General features: G+C 49.0%; 16 protein-coding genes. 9 read left to right on the top strand and 7 right to left on the bottom strand.

The genetic code is table 11. From position 1 onward, the window contains the following. Positions 1–42 precede the first annotated feature (42 nt). Positions 43–1404, top strand: coding sequence for an outer membrane protein assembly factor BamB family protein (locus Enr17x_RS24035; protein ID WP_145312215.1), 1362 nt, complete (start codon positions 43–45; stop codon positions 1402–1404). 21 nt (positions 1405–1425) lie between these two features. On the opposite strand, the gene Enr17x_RS24030 is transcribed toward Enr17x_RS24035, so the two are convergent. Together Enr17x_RS24030 and aroC are read right to left on the bottom strand one after the other, a co-directional pair. Beyond that, the gene (locus Enr17x_RS24030) at positions 1426–1845 is read right to left on the bottom strand and encodes a secondary thiamine-phosphate synthase enzyme YjbQ (RefSeq protein WP_145312214.1); all 420 of its coding nucleotides are present in this window, start codon (positions 1843–1845) and stop codon (positions 1426–1428) included. A 17-nt stretch (positions 1846–1862) separates the two neighbouring features. Beyond that, entirely contained in the window at positions 1863–3005 is a 1143-nt protein-coding gene (gene aroC / locus Enr17x_RS24025) for a chorismate synthase (RefSeq protein WP_145312213.1), read from the bottom strand. A gap of 229 nt (positions 3006–3234) precedes the next feature. Between aroC and Enr17x_RS24020 the strand changes: the two genes are divergently transcribed. From Enr17x_RS24020 to Enr17x_RS23995, 6 genes are all read left to right on the top strand, one after another. After that, positions 3235–3987 (top strand): DUF1614 domain-containing protein, encoded by a 753-nt coding sequence (locus Enr17x_RS24020; protein ID WP_145312212.1) that lies wholly within the window; start codon positions 3235–3237, stop codon positions 3985–3987. 158 nt (positions 3988–4145) lie between these two features. Then, positions 4146–4943, top strand: a complete 798-nt coding sequence (locus Enr17x_RS24015) for a sulfite exporter TauE/SafE family protein (RefSeq protein WP_145312211.1) — start codon at positions 4146–4148, stop codon at positions 4941–4943. A 124-nt stretch (positions 4944–5067) separates the two neighbouring features. Further along, positions 5068–5964 carry a M28 family peptidase gene (locus Enr17x_RS24010; RefSeq protein ID WP_232100837.1) on the top strand — a complete coding sequence of 299 codons (897 nt, stop codon included), beginning with the start codon at positions 5068–5070 and terminating at the stop codon, positions 5962–5964. Between the two features lie 75 nt (positions 5965–6039). Then, positions 6040–7398 carry a cytochrome ubiquinol oxidase subunit I gene (locus tag Enr17x_RS24005; RefSeq protein WP_145312209.1) on the top strand — a complete coding sequence of 453 codons (1359 nt, stop codon included), beginning with the start codon at positions 6040–6042 and terminating at the stop codon, positions 7396–7398. A gap of 1 nt (position 7399) precedes the next feature. Continuing rightward, entirely contained in the window at positions 7400–8443 is a 1044-nt protein-coding gene (gene cydB, locus Enr17x_RS24000) for a cytochrome d ubiquinol oxidase subunit II (protein ID WP_145312208.1), read from the top strand. Positions 8444–8748: 305 nt separating this feature from the next. Continuing rightward, entirely contained in the window at positions 8749–9267 is a 519-nt protein-coding gene (locus tag Enr17x_RS23995; RefSeq protein ID WP_145312207.1) for a hypothetical protein, read from the top strand. A 39-nt stretch (positions 9268–9306) separates the two neighbouring features. On the opposite strand, the gene Enr17x_RS23990 is transcribed toward Enr17x_RS23995, so the two are convergent. The 5 genes from Enr17x_RS23990 to Enr17x_RS23970 all read right to left on the bottom strand — a co-directional run bounded on the left by Enr17x_RS23990 (position 9307) and on the right by Enr17x_RS23970 (position 15445). Continuing rightward, the gene (locus Enr17x_RS23990; protein WP_145312206.1) at positions 9307–10470 is read right to left on the bottom strand and encodes a sulfotransferase family protein; all 1164 of its coding nucleotides are present in this window, start codon (positions 10468–10470) and stop codon (positions 9307–9309) included. A 476-nt stretch (positions 10471–10946) separates the two neighbouring features. After that, entirely contained in the window at positions 10947–12479 is a 1533-nt protein-coding gene (gene xylB, locus Enr17x_RS23985) for a xylulokinase (protein ID WP_145312205.1), read from the bottom strand. Positions 12480–12555: 76 nt separating this feature from the next. Next, positions 12556–13320: a 3-keto-disaccharide hydrolase gene (locus Enr17x_RS23980; protein WP_145312204.1), complete on the bottom strand. Its 765-nt coding sequence runs from the start codon at positions 13318–13320 to the stop codon at positions 12556–12558. Between the two features lie 89 nt (positions 13321–13409). Further along, complete coding sequence (locus tag Enr17x_RS23975; protein ID WP_145312203.1) at positions 13410–14177, bottom strand: SDR family oxidoreductase; 768 nt, start codon at positions 14175–14177, stop codon at positions 13410–13412. A gap of 296 nt (positions 14178–14473) precedes the next feature. Then, a complete protein-coding gene (locus Enr17x_RS23970; RefSeq protein WP_145312202.1) occupies positions 14474–15445 on the bottom strand; it encodes a threonine ammonia-lyase in 972 nt (323 codons plus the stop codon). Positions 15446–15879: 434 nt separating this feature from the next. On the opposite strand from Enr17x_RS23970, the gene Enr17x_RS23965 reads away from it, so the two are divergent. Both Enr17x_RS23965 and Enr17x_RS23960 read left to right on the top strand, forming a co-directional pair. Continuing rightward, positions 15880–18225: a DUF1549 domain-containing protein gene (locus tag Enr17x_RS23965; RefSeq protein WP_232100836.1), complete on the top strand. Its 2346-nt coding sequence runs from the start codon at positions 15880–15882 to the stop codon at positions 18223–18225. 4 nt (positions 18226–18229) lie between these two features. Next, positions 18230–19678, top strand: a complete 1449-nt coding sequence (locus Enr17x_RS23960) for a DUF1501 domain-containing protein (RefSeq protein ID WP_145312200.1) — start codon at positions 18230–18232, stop codon at positions 19676–19678. Positions 19679–19748: the final 70 nt, after the last annotated feature.

The raw sequence follows: 19748 nt of genomic DNA, 5'->3' as shown, positions 1-19748 counted from the left end.
CCATTTGGCTCGTTATCTCATCTTATTTTCAGAGACATTGATATGCACCTCAAAATTGCTATGTTCGCTTTGTTGATGTTCATTTCCTCAAGCGTTCAGGCAGACTGGATGCGGTTTCGCGGGCCAAATGGCTCAGGGGTTTCTGATGAAAAGCAGGCTACTCCTGCTGAATGGAGTCCTCAGAAAAACCTGAAATGGAAAGTGGCACTACCAGGTCCCGGTTCATCCAGTCCGATCATTGTCGGTGATCAAGTTTTTGTCACCTGCTGGTCGGGCTATGGGATGAATCGGAATGACCTCGGTGATCAGAAAGATCTCAAGCGGCACCTTGTCTGCCTGGATCGAAAAAGTGGTAAGATCCTGTGGGATAAAACAGTCGGTCCGGTTCTACCTGAAGATGTCTATACAGGTATGTTCGCCGAACATGGTTATGCATCGCACACCCCCACCTCAGATGGCAAGCGGGTGTATGCCTATTTCGGTAAATCGGGAGCCGTTGCGTTCGACCTCGAAGGCAATCAGCTCTGGCAAACGATTGTGGGCGATGAACTTGATCCCCGCCGCTGGGGGTCTTCCTCAAGTCCTATTTTGTATAAAGATCTGCTCATTGTAACGGCGACGGCAGAAAGCGAAGCGATTGTCGCGTTGAATAAAGAGACTGGTAAAGAAGTCTGGCGACAAGAATCATCGGGCTTCAACTCAACCTGGGGCACGCCCATTTTAGTGAACCATGGTGATAAGCGAACCGACCTGGTGATCGGCGTTCCCTATGAAATCTGGGGACTCAGTCCAGACACCGGAAAACTGCGCTGGTATTGTGAAGCCATGCCGACCGAGACCTATTGCTCCAGTGTGATTGCTCAGAATGGAGTAGTTTACGGAATTGAAGGACGGGGCGGCGGATCGATCGCCGTGCGAGCCAATGGAAAAGGGGACGTCACCAAATCACACGTCCTCTGGTCAGGCCGGGATGCGAACCGAATTGAAACCCCCGTCATTTATCAGGACCGAATCTATTTCTTCTCGCGTGGCATTGCCAACTGCATCGATGCCAAAACCGGCGAACGCATCTTCCGGGGACGACTCGAACAAGGAGACGCTGTCGCAGCCGATGAGAGAGAAGAACCAGCCGGAAATCGTTTTGGCGGACGCGGGGGTAGAGGAGGCGGTGGTTTTCGTGGTAGCGACTATTCCTCCCCCATCGTTGCCGACGGCAAAGTATATTACACTTCCCGCTCCGGCGAGACGTATGTGATCAAGGCCGGCGACAAACTGGAACAAATCTCTGTTAATCGTCTGACCAATGACAATGAAGACTTTAGTGCCTCTCCCGCAGTGAGTGATGGTGATCTCTTTATCCGCTCGGACAAGCACTTATACTGTGTCGGTGCAAAGGACAGTTAAGACGAAAGGCGTTCAGAGTGGTTACTCGCCCTGAATCGTCACCACCAGACGACGACTACCGCCGTGGTTACGGTGCTCGCAGAGATAGATTCCCTGCCACGTGCCCAGACAGAGTCGGCCGCCACTGATCGGAATCGTAAGCGAATTCCCAATCATTGAGGCTTTGACATGGGCAGGCATATCATCGGGACCTTCGCAGGTATGCACATACGGAAACGATTCGGGAGCGATCTTGTTAAAGGCCATCTCCAAATCAACGGGGACATCCGGGTCGGCATTTTCATTGATCGACAGTGAAGCTGACGTATGCATAATAAAAACATGCATGATGCCAACATCAACTTGTGATAACTCGGGAATTTCGCTCAGCACTTCATGTGTTACGAGATGAAAGCCCCGTCTTAAGGCAGGAAGTCGAATCTGCTTTTGAATCCAGGCCATGCTAGAGTACTCTCTGCTTAATCATTGTGAGTGCGATTGGGAGCCGCTTCACATTGGGCACGCCAACGCAACCAATGATCGGCAAGCGTGATCGCAATCATCGCTTCGGCAATCGGAACAAATCGAGGCAACAGACAGGGGTCATGTCGCCCTTTGGTTCGGATGGTTGTCGGCTCACCCTGTTTTGTCACCGTTGGTTGTTCGATCAACAGGCTACTGGTCGGCTTGACCGCAGCACGAAACACAAGAGGCTGTCCTGTTGAAATGCCACCCAGACTTCCTCCATGCCGGTTTGTGTCTGTGGTAATAATCGGAGCGTCTTCTCCTGCTTCAGCGATGAAGTGATCATTATTCTGACTGCCCCGCATTGTCGCACATCCAAAACCCGATCCGTATTCGACTCCCAGAACAGCGGGAATGCTGAACAAGGCTTTGGCGATGTCGGCTTTCAACTTATCGAAGACCGGCTCCCCCAATCCCGCGGGAACGTTGATCGCCACGATTTCTGCGACTCCGCCTATGGAATCACCTTCTTTTCGTACCTGATCGATGAATTCGATCATCTGGCGAGCCAGATCATGATCGGGACAACGCACCGGGTTCAAACTGCCATCGGAAAACTGTTCGACCTGATCGGCGGTAATCAAAGTGGGATCTGCAATTTCGGCTTTTAAGTGACCAACCTGAGTTACGTAACCCACAATCCGTCCACTAAACGCAGTTGCCAGAATTTTCTTGGCAACCACTCCGGCTGCGACACGGACATTTGTTTCACGCGCACTGGATCGTCCGCCGCCTCGATAATCACGGAAGCCATATTTGGCGTCGTAAGTGTAATCTGCATGGCCGGGACGGTATTTGTCTTTGATATCGCCGTAATCTTTACTACGCTGATCTTCGTTCCGAATCAGAATGGCGAGTGAGGTACCCGTGGTAATGCCTTCAAACACTCCGGAGAGAATCTCAGGATGGTCGGCTTCTTTCCGCTGGGTCACAATCTTACTTTGACCTGGTTTGCGACGATTGAGATCGACGAGTAGATCTTCCACGCTGATCGGAATTCCCGGAGGAACGCCATCAATAATCACCACATTGCCCGGACCGTGGCTTTCGCCAGCCGTCGTAATCCGAAACGCTTGTCCAAAAGAATTACCTACCATACCTTGATTGTAGCGGGACGCGGAGGAATGTCATCCTTCCCGGGAGGCTCCCCTTGATGAATTCGGCGAGAAGGTAGGAATTGTTCCGAATATTCCCGCCAAGGACCTGCAGGAATCCGGTTCAACTGGCTAAAATGTCCCAGAAAATGGGAGAACAGAATGTTTGCCCCTGTTTAAATGTATCGAGTCTCAACAGCAACCATCCTGATTCACGGAAAGAAATCAGACAGTGCCTCAACAGCAACCGAACAATCTTCAATCCGCCCAGTTATCGGGCTGCATGATTCTGACCCTAATGGTCTTTTTTGGCTGTATGATGCCTTTAATTTTTGTCGATCTGGCGGAAACAGCATTACGAAACCTACACCTCAGTCCGCAAGCAGCGGTTCTGGTTCTGATCGGCATGATCTTCGGATCATTGTTTAACTTTCCGATCGCCCGCTTCCCGCTTGATAAGGAAGTGAATGTCCCGATGTTTGAATCGCTGGCCGGTCTGCAACTGATGCCACAAATGAAAAAATTACGTCAGGAAGCGATCATCGCAGTCAACTTGGGAGGCTGTATCATTCCCGTTCTTCTGGCGGTCTGGCTTTCGAAATTTATTATCTCTGGTGGACCGACTCCCGTCATTGTTGCGCTGGCAGGAATCTGTCTCAACTCCTTTATGTGCTATCGTATGGCACGTCTGGTCCCGGGAATCGGAATTGCCATGCCCGTCTTCATTCCTCCACTGACTGCCGTGTTGGCAACCTGGTTTGGTTTTGGAATCGTGGCCCCCATGCAGGGAGATTTAGGAGTCGACTTCCGGTCTCTCTATGCTCCCGTTGCGTTTGTAATCGGCATCTCAGGTCCTCTGCTGGGAGCAGATTTGATGCACTGGAAAGATTTCAAAAAACTGGATGCGCCTTCTATCAGCATCGGGGGAGCGGGAACTTGGGACGGAATTGTACTGTCCGGTATGATCGCCTCACTCCTTGCTTAGTCAGATTTCTGTTTTACTTGCGTTCTTCCACAAATGTCGATTGATACTCTGTTGTAAAAGCCTGTAAACTCTCAACTGAGGAAATGGAATTCAGCTCCTTAGTAACTCCAGGCTCGCACTGTCTGAACGATCAAATTAGTTAAGGGAAATCAAAAACCATGGATTGGTGGCAAAATCTCTTATTGGCGGGCGTGGGCGTTCTTGCCGGTATTTTGAATGTCCTGGCTGGAGGGGGGTCCTTAATTGTCATGCCAACGATGGTGTTTTTGGGAATTCCCGGCGCTGTGGCGAATGGCACCATCCGCATAGCGATTCTGGGGCAAAACTTGACCGCCATCGCCGGTTTCCGCCATAAAGGGTTTTCTGATTTCCGGCTCAGTTTCTCATTAGCGCTCTGTGCTCTTCCGGGGGCGTTTCTGGGAGCCTTCCTGGGATCAAAACTCAATAACACCTGGTTCAACCGTGTACTGGCAATCGTCATGCTAGGTGTCCTCGTTTGGATGATACTCAGCAAACGTAAAAAGAAAGCAACATCGGATACGTCTGAGGCTACTACCTCAGAAGAATCGGATTCCCCCCCAGAGTCCCCGGCCATTCATCATGAGAACACGCTAACGGGTCATTTATTGATGGTCCTTGCAGGATTTTATGGTGGTTTTATTCAGGCAGGCATCGGCTTTATCCTGATTGCGATCATGAATGGTGCCATGAAAATCGATCTGTTGCGAACCAACATGCACAAGGTGTTTATTGTGGCAACGTACACATTAGCGGCGATTGGAATCTTCGCCTGGCAGGGAAAAATTGACTGGGTCACAGGCTTTATTTTAATGCTGGGAATGTCTGCCGGTGGTTGGATTGGTTCGAATCTGGCTGTCAAAAAAGGGGAAGGTTTCATTCGAGCCGTGCTCTATACGGCTATTGTTTGTATGTCGATCAAACTATTATTCACCTAAAAAGAATCACAAATTGATTCCTGAATTGTATAGAATATTCTCTGGTCAATCAGGTTTCATCGGCAACAGATTGAGAAAGCAATTTTATATGTGGCGACGATGGCAACTAGTTCGAATACTTATAGTGATAGTGCTGTTTCCGCTCTGCCCTTTAACCGCTGCCGAACCAGTCACCAAACCCGAATTTGATGCCGGCCGCTCCTATGAATATCTGAAAACAATCTGCCGCCTCAAGTCACGTATCAGCGGTTCGCCCGGTATGGCGGCACAACAAAAGTTAATCTCAGAACATTTCAGGAAGCTGAAAGCCCAGGTTCAATTCCAATCGTTCGACGCTCCGCATCCCTTAAATGGAACTCCCGTGCGGATGAATAACATGATAGTCAGTTGGAATCCCGAAGCAAAAAAACGGATTCTGCTGGCTTGCCACTACGACACACGACCATTCCCCGACCGTGATCGGAGACAACCACGGGGGCTCTTTATTGGTGCGAACGATGGTGCCAGCGGCGTTGCTTTCCTCATGGAATTAGGAAATATGATGCACGAGTTGAAAATCAGCCATGGCTACGGCGTCGACTTCGTGTTTTTTGATGGCGAAGAACTCGTCTATCGTGAAAACGATCCCTATTTCCTCGGTTCAAAATATTTTGCCAAACAATACAAGACAGAACCACGGGATTATGAATACGTCTACGGCGTTCTCTTTGACATGATTGCAGATAAAAATCTGGCAATCTATATGGAAAAAAACAGTCTCAAGTACGCCCCTCAACTGACGCGCAGTATTTGGGAAGCCGCGCAAAGAATGGGGGTGAAGCAGTTCATCCCACAAGCCAAATTTGAAATCCGAGACGATCATTTACCCTTGAATGAAATTGCACGAATCCCAACCTGTGATATTATCGACTTTGATTACCCCGCGTGGCATACGACACGAGATATTCCACGCTACTGTTCAGGGGCCAGCATGGCGAAAGTGGGTAAAGTACTCATCTACTGGTTGCAGAATGCCCCCTGATTCATATAACAGACATGGAATTGATTCACTGAAATTTCTAACAGAACGCATCACCGGCGAAATGGATTCAAAGGTATGATTGATTCAATATTACTCCATCGAGTCCAGTTTGCTTTTACTGCATCGTACCATTATCTGTTCCCCCAATTGACAATGGGCCTGGCTCTGTTGATCTTCATTCTCAAGACCATCGGGCTGAGGGGAAATCCCTGGGCTGATGCGGCGGCGCGCTTCTGGCTCAAAATATTTGGACTCACATTTCTGATGGGAGTTGTCACAGGCATCCCCCTGGAATTTCAATTTGGAACTAACTGGTCCCAACTTGTGAAATCGACCGGATCGATCCTGGGGCAAACGCTGGCGATGGAAGGCATCTTCGCGTTTTTTCTGGAATCGACGTTTTTGTATCTTTTGATCTTCGGTGAAAAAAAACTGAGCAGGACCGCCCACTGGATCGTTTCTTTTCTGTTAGTAGCGGGAACGTGGCTCAGTGGTTACTTCATTATCTGTACGAACGCCTTTCTTCAGCATCCGGTAGGATATCGGATCGACGAACAGGGTGTTTTCCATCTGACTAGTATCTGGGCGCTGCTCAGTAACCCCTGGGCGATCAAACAGTACCTGCATACCATGACCGGCTCTGTGATTACAGGTAGTTTTACAATGGCTTCGATCGGTGCATATCATTTACTGAAAGGGGAACATCTGGAAATCACTCGGCGGTATCTCTCCGTGGCTGTGATTGTTGGGTTTGTTGCGAGTATCATCGCCGCCGCCCCAACCGGTGACTGGGAAGCCAAGCAGGTTCAGAAACATCAACCTGTCAAATTTTCGGCAATGGAAGGGCACTTTCACACCGAAGATGGTGCCGGCCTGGTCCTGATAGGTCAGCCTAATCTGGAAGAACTCAAAATTGATAATCCGATCGTCATTCCCAAAGCACTTTCCTTCCTGACATATGACAGCTGGAATGCGACAGTCAAAGGCCTGACCGAATACGATCGCGATCTCTGGCCTGATAACATCGAATTACTTTATTTTTCTTATCACATCATGGCTGGGCTCGGAACACTTTTCATCGCCTTAATGGGGCTGTGCATGTTGTTGCTCTGGAAAAAGAAGTTGTATACCAGTCGAACCATTCTCTGGCTGCTCATGCTCGCACTGCCGTTCCCGTTTATCGCGAATACAGCAGGCTGGTTTACGACAGAAATCGGGCGTCAACCCTGGTTAATTTATGGTTTGATGAAAACCGTCGATGGCGCATCAAAAAATATTTCACAGGGAAATATCATGTTCACATTGCTCGGATTCATGGGGCTCTATCTGTTTCTGTCCGTGTTATACTTCTTTCTCGCAACACGAATTATCAATCAGGGGCCTGAATTATTAAGTATCGATCAAGCAAACCCAGCAACGGAGGCGGGTACTTAGAATGATGGAAACGGTTTGGTATATTCTACTACTCTTGATGATTTCGACTTACCTGGTCTTGGATGGCTTCGACCTGGGAATTGGCGTACTGCACCTGTTTCTTGCTGACAATCGGCCCGAACAGAAACAGATCATCCAGTCCATTGCTCCCGTCTGGGATGGAAATGAAGTCTGGTTGATTGCTGCCGGCGGAACCATGATGATGGCTTTTCCAGTATTTCTCAGTGCGCTATTCAGTGGGTTCTATCTCCCCCTGACAATGGTCGTCTGGCTCTTGATCTTCCGGGCCATCAGTATTGAATTGCCGCATTATCTTTCCGATTCCCTGTGGGTTCATTTCTGGAATATCATGCTGTTTGTCTCCAGCAGTTTGCTGATTGTCATTCTCGGAGCAGCCATGGCGAATGTATTTCGCGGTGTTCCCCTGGATCAAACAGGGACGTTCTTTGAACCGCTCTGGACCGATTTTCGGATTGGGACTCAAACAGGAATTCTGGACTGGTACACGATCTTGAGTGGCATGACCTCCGCCGTGATCCTTTTACATCATGGTGCACTCTGGCTCATTGCAAAAACCGACGGAGCCGTTCAGCAACGATCCAGACGAGTTGCTTCCTGGCTATGGGATCTGACGACGGGGCTAACCGCGCTGACACTGTTAGCCAGCTACTCGGTTCAGCCACTTGCCAAAGCAAGCTATGCATCCCATCCCTGGATCCTGGCACTCCCTGTCGGTGCAATTCTGGCTCTGATTGGTTCGTTCTTATTTCGAATCAAACATCACAATATGGCAGCGTTTTTAAGCTCAGCTCTGTTCATTTATCTGGTCATTTTCAGCGGTGCTGCAGCCCTGTATCCCAATATGCTGCCCAGCTTGAATCCCGAGTTCAGCTTGACCATCTATAATGCATCCCCCCCCGCCAATGAGCTCAATACAGCCCTCTTCTGGTGGATTCCCGGTATCGTGCTTGTCGGGATTTACTTCACAATCTTGTTCCGCTCACTCCCCAAAACGATCTCTACGACTGCTTCTGAAGAGCATTAATACTTCTCCCCGTAACCCGTATAGCAGAACTTCCGGGTACTGAATCAGGCCCTGCTTCGCCCGAATTAAATCAAATCACTACGTCCAGGAAAAAAAACGGGCACTCAATTCAGGAATCGGATGTTGCAAAAACGCAACATTTCCCTAATTCCCCCATCTATTGAATGTCATTCCAGCGAAATAAGGGTTCTTTATTACTTCACTATTTTTCCGTGCCTCGCTCGTCTTCAAAATAAATTTCATAGGACACGTTTCATCTCAAACTGATTTTGTTAGACTTAAACCGAGAAGACTGGAAAAGTGATTTGGTAACATTTCAAACCCCCAAGGGATTTCTCCCACCACCGATCAAGGATGCAGAAATTGTGACAGATACGATCCCGGGCATAATAGTTGGAACCCTGCTGGTTTTATTTGGTGCGGGACTGATTCAATTGCATCGGACCTCATGGTTCCATCGCCAGCATGACGAAGACTTAAGCGATGACGACTTTCGTTTCTTCTCTAAACAATACCGGCGACGCATGCAAACTTCGAGCCTGCTGGTTTTGATCGGATTTCTGATCATGATCGGCGACGCCCCCTACATGCCTTGGAAATCATATCCGGGACTGTTCGCTGCCTACTGGGGCGGTATTCTCTTAATCGCGTTCTGGGTGATCTTGTCGGCAATTGGAGATATGAGCGCTTCACGCGTCAGATCAACGAACCTGATTTCCCGAATCCAAGATCAACAACGCGTTCTCGAAAAGCAGCTCCTGGAATTGAAAGAGAAGAAAAAGCAGACGTCAGATAAAAATTCCACTTCAGACAAAGAAAAGTGAAATCGCGCAGATCATCTTGTTTTGAATGTTGATGCAGCTTTAAGACGTAACGCATTCTTTTTTAACCAGAGCATCAGAAGGTAACCGCTCATAACCAAACATCTCGAATGCTTTTTGCCAGCGTTCGTAGATTTTCTTTTCCTGGTCGGCGTCCATTTCGTATTTGTTTTTCTTATAGGATTTTTGATCCTTCAAATACGGTTGCATATTCTTTTCTAACTCTTCAAAGCCGGAAAGATTCAGGTGCTCGTATACTTTTCGAAGCTCACTTACTGGATCCGCTTCGAGATCTTCAAAGCGAACTTCGTGTAACTGACCTTCCGGCACGATCTGGCGATCACGCTCATAAACGTGCAGATGATTCTCATAAATATTCGCCATATCCTCTTCTAATTTTTCCATATCGAGAGGAGCGAAACCATTATCGCCAAACATGGTTCGACGCAGATGCAATGTGGAATTATAAACTTTATACGGGTTTCGATAGATATAAACGAAACGGGCATCAGGAAACATTTTCAGCAGGAACGGGATCCGAAACGTATGCGTCGGAGACTTCAGCAAGACACGCTTATTTTCGCCGGCCTTGTATGTCAGCTTCTTCATGAAATAGATAAATGTTTTCTTCCAGAGCGAAGCTTCTTTGGGCGTCAATTGATCCAGTTCATAGTAGCGTTCATAAACCTCGGGCTGATCGCTGAAACTGATTGCCAGATAAGGAGACATCAAATGCAGCAGCATAATCGACGTCTCATCCTCCTGCGGTAAATCCCAGGTCACCGGCATGTTGTCCATAGGACGCTGTTTTGGCAACAAACGCCGTACAACCTGTTTTAATACAGGCTCGGTGAGCAGAAAATGAGATGGAAACAGCATGGCTCCCATATTGGGATAGATAAACTGTTTATCCATCGAAATCAGATTATGGAGTAAAGTGGTTCCGCTCCGCCAGTGGCCAATAATAAAAACGGGCGGCTCCAGTTTCGTCTTATTTACTTTCCGACTAAAAACCAACTTTTCCATCAAGCTCAATAATGAGTTGGAAATGCTGAATAATCCGGAGGAAATCAAACGAAACATTCCAGACCAGCGAATCGTGGGACGCAGTCTCAGCAGCTTGATGAAGTTCGTGAATCCAATTCCAGACCAGACACAAAACGGGCCTTGAGTTGATCCACTGTTATTTTCCTGGCTTTTACTCATCTGCAGAAACGGTCCTACACTTTTTCAACAAAAGTCACGCCCAGCTTATCGATAATTTACCTGGCACTCAGAAAGCATTGATCAATACAACTCGGCCGAAATGTAGAGAATATACTATATTTTTCTGAGATTGTCTGCAGGCAGGTAAAGGAGATTAGCGGCAATGACGTTTATTTTATACCACTTTATCCAAAATGGAACGGACAAGGTTCCCTGGATCTATAATAGTTTACTTCGGCATCCCATGCGAAAGACTTCGACGAACTCTCTTCCGTTCAATGGGTTTGACCAAATACAGACAGAACAACGCTGAATAAAGTGCGCGTTCTTACTCACTCTAAATTAACTGTTTCGCCTCAGTTGTACAATTGACACGACTCATATTCGCTCCGATTCAAATGATCCCTCTTTAAGAATCTGTAGCGTAGTGACGAATTATACTTATTTATGAGTGAGGCTGGATAGTGGACACCAGCCTAGTCGACCAGACTTCTGATCTCCTGAAAATCAGTTTTTAATGAGGAATATAAACCTCGATAGACAGGATAGGCCTGGTTGTATGTTTTTTTGTTTTTAGGGTTTACGTTTGTGCTCTCAATGACTCGAATCGTGGCACCGCACGCTTCTACTACATCTTTATATGCTCCTGTCCCGGCAGCAGCCAGCAACGCAACCCCATAAGCAGGACCTTCTTCGGCGTTAATCGTTACGACTTTTTGACCATAAATATCGGCTTGCATCTGCCGCCAGAATTCGCTTCGCGCACCACCACCGGAAAGACGAATTTCCTTCACCGGGATATTCAGCTCCTTGATGATTTCTAAAGAATCACGCATTGCATACGTGGCCCCTTCAATCACAGCGCGACTCAAGTGAGCGCGACTGTGCCTTAAGCTTAACCCGATCCACGCTGCCCGGGCGTCAGGGTCAGCATGTGGTGTTCGCTCTCCAGTCAGATAAGGTAAGAAAAATAACCCCTCACTCCCGGCAGGTGCTTCGGCTGCCTGTTCGGTAATCAGTTGATACGGGTCCACTTTCTGTCGTTTGGCAAGCGCGACCTGCTGTTCACAAAGTTGATTCCGATACCACTGCAGACTGCCGCCGGCTGAAAGCACCACGCCCATCACATGCCACTTGTCACGAACCGCGTGACAGAATGTATGTGCCCTGCCTTCAGGATCGATCTGCACTTCATCGCTATGGGCAAAGACAACCCCACTCGTTCCCATTGTCGCAGAGATCGCCCCTTTTTTGACAATTCCATTTCCGACTGCACCAGCGGCCTGATCACCACCGCCACCAACGACGGCCACGCCTTTGGTAAGTCCCAACAGCCGGGCTGCATCTTGAGTCAAATGACCACTGACATCTTCTGATTCATAAACGGCCGGCAGCAGTCCTGCATCCAGCTCCAGTTTGCTCAATAACGGACGACTCCATTTTCGCTGTTTGACATTCAACAGTAACGTTCCCGAAGCATCGCTGACTTCAGTTGCGAACTCTCCCGTCAGACGAAAGCGAACATAATCTTTCGGCAGTAATACCTGGACCGTCTTGTCAAAATTTTTTGGCTCGCGATTCCGTAACCAGAGTATTTTAGGTGCCGTAAAGCCAGTCAACGCAGGATTCGCCACCATGCGAATCAGTTTCTTCCGACCGCCGGCACGCTCTTCAATCTCAGCACATTCCGCAGCCGTCCGCTGATCATTCCAGAGCAGAGCAGGCCGGATGACTTCGTGTTTCTTGTTCAGAAACACACTCCCGTGCATCTGACCGCTCAGACCAATCCCTTTCACGTCTACTGGCTTAATTTTACCCGCTTTCAAGACTTTGCGCACACTTTTAATTGTCGCCTGCCACCAGTGTTCCGGTTCCTGTTCTGACCAGCCAGGATGAGGGCTGTAGAGCGGATACTCGACCGTCGCGGAAGAAAGAATGGTTCCGTCTTCCTGCATTGCCAGCGTTTTCGTTCCACTTGTTCCAATATCTACACCCAGAAAAACGGCCATGCTGTTAACCCTCATCCTTAGTTAGTAAATCAAACGCTGTTTCCAGTGTCACAAATTGTCTTGAAATAAGAAGTTCTTACTGGGGGCAGACACAACCGGTCGGATGGACTTCAGAAATTTCGCGAACCCAGATGTTGCGAAATCGGGTATCGTTCCGATGGAACTGCAGCTGAATCGGCAACTTCTCTTCATGAGCCGTATAAAACGGTGGCTGATGATAAAAGGTAGCACCTTGCAGTTCCGTATGATTTTGAACAACGACCCCATTCTGGATCACAGTCACATAAGCCGGTTTGACCAGTTGCCCATACTCATTAAACCGGGGAGCATTGAAAATGATATCGTAAGTCTGCCATTCTCCCGGCTTGCGACAGACATTGACCATCGGCGGGTACTGTTTATAAATCGATCCGGCCTGACCGTCAAAGTATGTTTTGTTCTGGTAAGAATCGAGAATCTGAACTTCGTATTTTCCCATCAAAAAGACGCCACTATTTCCGCGTCCCTGTCCTTTGCCTTCAATTTTTTCGGGAGTCGCCCATTCCAGATGCAACTGGCAATCACCAAAGGATTGTTTCGTTTCGATGTCTTGAGCGGTGGTAATAGCATACCCATCTTTGATTTTCCATTTATCGCCGCCTTTCCATTGGTCCAGGTTCTTTCCATCAAACAGCACAATCGCGTCCGATGGTGGTTGGTTGGGATTAGCGGTCACGACGGTTGGTTCTTTCCAAATCAAGCCGTTCTTATATTCTTCCACCAGATTTCCATAGGTGTGGTAAGCGGTTCCCAGAAAGAATATAACAATCAGAAAATGAAACCCTCTGCGCAAGCTTGTCATAATGATGTCCTCTTATCTCAATATTGATTGTGTAAAGAATGAATGTAACAATTCGAAATTCAATGGTTCTGACTAAAAAATCTGTTGAATCAATAGTCGAGGCTGGCGCCCCCTTCAGCTTCAATGGCCTGTCCGGTCAAAAAGCTCGAATCGTCGGTCGCCAGAAAGAGTGCCAGACGTCCCATCTCTTCAATCGTTCCCATGCGTTTGAAAACCTGAAGATCAGAAACGCGTTTCAATGCTGTTTCCGGGTCGGGCAGTGACTCGGCCCAATCTCGCATTAATGGTGTATCAATATTACTCGGCAGAATCGCGTTCACGCGTACGCCGGTTTCTCCCAGTTCAATCGCCAACGATTTTGTAAAACTGACCTGAGCTCCCTTGGTAGAGCAATAGGCGGTCGAATGATGTTGCCCCAATACCGCAGTCATCGACGACATATTGATAATCGTCCCTTTGGTTTTTCGTAAATGAGGTAACGCATACTTCGCACCGGCAAACGTGCTGAGAAAATTCACACGCATCAGCTCTTCCATTTCTTCGATGCTGGTTTCTTCCAGCGACATTGCCGGCGGATGAACTCCGGCATTGTTGATGATGCAATCCAGTCGGCCAAACTGTTCCACAACCAGCTCAACCGCAGATAAAATCTGTTCATGCTGACCAACATCGCATTGAACAAAGATTGCTTTGCCCGGACCTTTTTCATTGAGTTCACGGGCCAGGTCCTGCCCTGCTTTCATGCCGCGTGCCAAGATCGCAACCAGGCCGCCTTCTTCACAAAATACACGCGAGCAGCCTTCGCCAATCCCTTTGCTGCCACCGGTTACAATTACGGCGCGATCTTTAAATCTCATGTTTCCCTCAAATGATCTATCTCGCAGGAACAAACTCGGAATCGACGATCAATACTAATGGTTCATCAACCCTGAATTGACTGGTGATCAATGCCTGGCGAACACGCCAAAGAGCGTGCGGACCATTTCGGACATCGTACCATTTCAAGTCTGATAAGACACTACTTCCGGTTTGCCATTTACGGTAACAATTACCGAGAGGGAATTCCAATCAAAGGCGGAATTGAATTCTCAAACTGGGATTAATTAAATGAGCTTAATTTTTCCCTGTTCCTTTATTGATGATCAGATCGGGTTTACTGCTCTGAACCGAGGCGTAAGATTTCCGGAAGCTCTGCCAGATTCAAGTTGCCGCCACTTAGAATCGCTACGACCGTCTTACCTTGAAATCGCGTTTTATTGTTCAAGACCGCCGCAAGTGCGGCAGCGCCTGCAGCTTCTGCCAGGTTGTGCGTCTCTTTGAGAATATGATAGGCGGCGATTCGCATATCGTCTTCACCGACGAGCAGAAAATCATCGACGACGGATTTCATGATCTCCTGTGTTAACTCAGCCGCCGATCGCGTAGCCACTCCTTCGGCCCAAGTGTCAGCAGTATCTGTGGTCTGCAATGTTCCCGCTTTCCAGGATAATTGATTTGCCGGTGCGTTCTCAGCTCCCACAGCAATGATTTCCGTAGTCGGACTCAAGTGTCTGGCTACGATGCCTGTGCCACAGACACCGCTCCCCATGCCGACAGGAACGAGAATCACATCCGGTGCCTTCAGCGTTTCAAAGATTTCGATCGCCTGAGTTCCCACGCCGGCAATCAGCAGAGGCTCGTTAGCGGAATGTACGTAACGCTCTTTTCCGCCAATGAGTTCCTGCTCCAGATACCGTTTCGCTTCATCGAAGTCCCTACCTGCTTCGATGATTTCCGCGCCGAGAAGTTTGATGGCACGCACTTTATCCGGGTTATTATTTTTAGGAACCACAATCGTACATTTCGCACCAAACATGCGTGCTGCATACGCGAGTGACTGACCATGATTGCCCGTCGAACAGCCTAAGATTCCCGCCGCGCGTTCTTCCTCGGAAAGTGTACTGACCAGGTTAATTCCCCCACGCACTTTGAACGCACCAACCGGCTGGTGATTCTCATGCTTCAAAAAAAAGTGAGCTCCCGTCAACTGGCTCAAACCGGGCCACTCATACAGAGGCGTCGGTGCCAGAACTTGACGTACACGGGGGAGTGCTTCCTGAACATCCTGAAAGGTGGGAACTCGCATAAGGGATACCTGGGTATAGAGATTTCGCAACAAGAATGAGTTCGTCTGGAATGACACAACACTTTTGTTGAAGTTCGTCACAAAATCGTTCGTTGTCAAGTTCTGTCACGTTTGATTTCAAGATCAATCACCAGAACAGATCGTTGCACAGGGGCTAAACGCCTGCTATTATTGTGATAGAGACTGGTTCTGGTCAGCAGGCTAGAGAAATAGTCTCAAGAAATTCTACCTGCCGGACTTTGGGAGTCTGGCTACCGTTAACTCCATTCGTTACGGATCGGTATCACCAAACCAGTTTGCAACGCGTTTGATGTGCCAGGAACACCGGGTTCTGCTGAAATCGTCCCCGGCACTTCTCTCGCGTCCCCGACTGAGGGCGAACTTCCATGTACCGGTTAAGATCAAAACATACCTGGATAGGATTGCTTGTCTGTTTGATAATCCCTATTCAGGTCAGCTTTGCACAGAATCAAGTCAGTTTCAATCGTGACATTCGACCGATTCTTTCCCGAAACTGCTTTCACTGTCATGGCCCCGATTCCACACACCGCGAAGCAGACCTCCGTCTGGATATCGAAACCGGACTCAAATCAACCACAGGCGATGCAGCTATTATTCACCCCGGCAAGCCCGATCAAAGCCAGCTCTTCGATCGCATCAGCAGTACTGACGCCGATCTGGTCATGCCGCCTGCTGACTCTGGAAAATCGCTGAAGCCTGCCGAAATTGATTTAATTAAACAATGGATCGCTGCAGGTGCTCCCTGGTCCAAACATTGGGCCTATCAGCAGCCGCAATCAACTCCGGTTCCCGAAGTCAAAGATCAAAGCTGGCCCGTGAACTGGATTGACCGTTTCATTCTTTCGCGTCTGGAACAACAGAACCTGCAGCCCGCCGCGGAAGCCGATCAAGTCACGTTAATTCGTCGGCTCAGTTTCGATCTGACCGGACTGCCACCCACTCCCCAGGAAGTCGATCAGTTTGTCAAAGACCAAAGTCCAGACGCTTACGAAAAACTTGTAGACCGACTCTTGGCTTCTCCCCATTATGGCGAGCGGATGGCGATTTACTGGCTGGATCTGGTCCGCTTTGCAGATACGGTCGGGTATCACGGCGATCAGGACCATCACATCTCCCCCTATCGCGACTATGTGATCCGCGCGTTTAACGAAAATCTTCCCTTCGATCAATTCACCCGCGAGCAGTTAGCGGGAGATTTACTGCCTAATCCCACCCTGCAGCAAAAAATCGCCACCGGTTATAACCGCGTGCTGCAGACATCCCATGAAGGAGGCGTGCAGCGCAAAGAATATCTGGCAATCTATGCCGCCGACCGCATTCGGAATTTTTCCGGGGTCTGGATGGGCGCCACCATGGGTTGCTGCCAATGCCACGATCACAAGTACGATCCCTATACCACCAAAGACTTTTATTCGCTCGTCTCGTTTTTTGCCGACATCGATGAAGACCAGCATTTGAGGCGCGGTGCAGACCGGATTCCCACGATCAGAGAACCGGAAATCTTTCTCTATACCGATCAGGAAAAACAACAGATCTCAGAAATCGAAGCCAACATGAAAACGACCCAACAGGCTTTGAAAACAACCAAACAAAAGGAAGAACAAAAAACTCTCAAACAAAAACTGGAACAACTGAAAAAAGACCGAGCCGCCATCGATAAACGTGCGATAAAAACGATGATTACGGTCTCCATCAAACCGAGGGAAATTCGAATTCTGCCTCGCGGCAACTGGCTTGATGAAACCGGCCCCGTCGTTCAACCCGCTATTCCAGAATTTCTGGGAACGCTGAAAACAGAAAAGGATCGCTTAACTCGCCTGGATCTGGCGAACTGGTTATCAGCTGAAGACGGATACGGCTTAATGTTAGCACGCGTCATGGCAAACCGCTTCTGGTACCTCTTCTTCGGCCGCGGGATCGCTCCCGTACTGGACGATTTTGGAGGACAGGGAGGGCCGCCTCATTATCCGGAACTCCTCGATCAACTGGCACTGAAATTTTACAAAGACCAATGGGACGTCAAGCAGACCATCAAATTCATCGTCATGAGCCGCGCTTATCGGCAGTCTTCTCTCGAAACGCCGGAACAGCGAAAACAGGATCCGTTCAACCAGCGTCTCAATCGACAGGCACGCTTTCGACTGCCGGCTGAAATGATTCGAGATAACGCACTGGCCGTCAGCGGTTTATTAGTCACTGAGATCGGTGGCCCCAGCGTGAAACCCTATCAGCCAGCCGGCTACTATCGTCATTTGAATTTCCCCAAACGGAAATACGTCGCAGATACAGACGACCGCCAATGGCGTCGCGGCCTGTATGTGCATTGGCAACGCCAGTTTCTCCATCCCATGTTGAAAGCCTTCGATGCCCCCAGCCGTGAAGAATGTACGGCGCAGCGTCCCCGATCGAATACTCCGATCGCTGCGATGACTCTGCTGAACGATCCGACTTTTGTAGAAGCCTCGCGTAAGTATGCCGAAGATGTTTTGCTAAACGGTGGCGATTCGGATGCACAAAAAATCGGCTATGCGTTCACGAAAGCAACTTCGCGAGCTCCTGAAAACAGGGAAACGGAAGTACTGCTCAATTTATTAAACTCCAATCGCCGTGAATATCGGTCACAGCCCAAAGCCGCCGTTGAACTGACAAAATCCGGCTTGGCGAAAACGAACCAGGAATTAAACGCCAAAGAACTCGCAGCCTGGACGGAAGTCACACGCGCCTTATTGAATCTGAATGAAGTCGTGACGAGGAACTAACAGAATGATGAATCTCGATCAGATACAAACCAGTTTGAACCGTCGCACATTCCTGGCAAATTCCGGTGTCGGTCTGGGAGCGGCGGCACTCAGTTCACTATTATCCGCTGAATCAACCGCTTCAGCTAAATCACCATCGAAGCCGTCACTGGTCGGCGGACTGCCCGGATTACCGCACTTTGCACCAAAAGCCAAGCGGGTGATTTTTCTGTGTATGGCCGGAGGTCCCACACACCTGGAAACGTTTGACTATAAACCTAAGTTAGCCGAGATGGATGGAAAACCATTTCCAGAGAGCTACACCAAAGGTCAACCCATTGCCCAGCTGCAAGGCAAAGAACTGAAATGCCAGGGGCCTTTAACCAAATTTCGTAAGTACGGAAAAAACGGACAGGAGATCAGTGACTTCCTTCCCTGGACAGCAAAAATTGCAGACGATATCTGCATTATTCGTTCGATGGTCACCGAGCAGATCAACCATGACCCCGCACACACCTTTCTCAATACGGGAACTGCCATCAGTGGGCGGCCCTCGATGGGCTCTTGGCTCACTTACGGACTGGGCAGCGAAACAGAAGAACTGCCGGGCTTCGTCGTACTCACCAGTGTCGGCGGACGAAATCCGCAGCCGATCGCTTCGCGTCAGTGGGGCACCGGGTTCCTCCCAAGTCGCTATCAGGGAGTGCAGTTCAATTCGACCGGCGACCCGGTCAACTATCTGAAGAACCCTGCCGGCGTCAGTGCCCGTCAGCAGAAAGAATTAATCGAAACCGTTCAGACACTCGACCGCTTTCGCAATCAACGCGTGGACAATCCCGAAATTGAAACTCGCATCGCTGCTTACGAAATGGCGTTCAAAATGCAAACCTCTGTTCCCGAACTGATGGACCTGTCCAGCGAATCAAAGCAGACGTTGGAAATGTACGGCGCGGAATCAGGCTCGGGAACCTACGCCACCAACTGCCTGCTGGCCAGACGTCTGGCCGAGCGTGGCTCTCGCTTTATTCATCTCTATCACCGCGGCTGGGATCATCACGGCGGTCTGGTTCGCTATATGAATACCTGCTGCGGCTTAACCGATAAACCAACCTGGGCTCTCATCAATGATCTCAAACAACGTGGTATGCTCGATGAAACCCTCGTGATCTGGGGAGGGGAATTTGGCAGGACTCCCATGTTCCAGGGCAAAGGAGGCGCAGGCCGCGATCACCACATTAAAGGGTTTTCCATGTGGATGGCCGGGGGAGGGATAAAAGGCGGGATTACCCATGGTGCAACGGATGAATTAGGCTATAATTCCGTAGAAAATATTGTCCACATTCGTGATCTACATGCAACAATGTTACATTTGCTCGGAATCAATCATCAACGATTCAGTGTGGAATTTCAGGGTCTGGATACCAAGCTCACGGGCGTCGAAGAAGCACACGTTATCAAAAATATTCTTACGTAGCATGGCACTATATAGTCCCTGTGAAACGCCTCGGTGGTCTTGACCATCGGGGCGTTTCCATTGGGGGAAT

It is taken from the genome of Gimesia fumaroli (genome assembly GCF_007754425.1).
Taxonomy (GTDB): domain Bacteria; phylum Planctomycetota; class Planctomycetia; order Planctomycetales; family Planctomycetaceae; genus Gimesia; species Gimesia fumaroli.
This window is presented reverse-complemented; position numbering and strand designations above follow the sequence as displayed.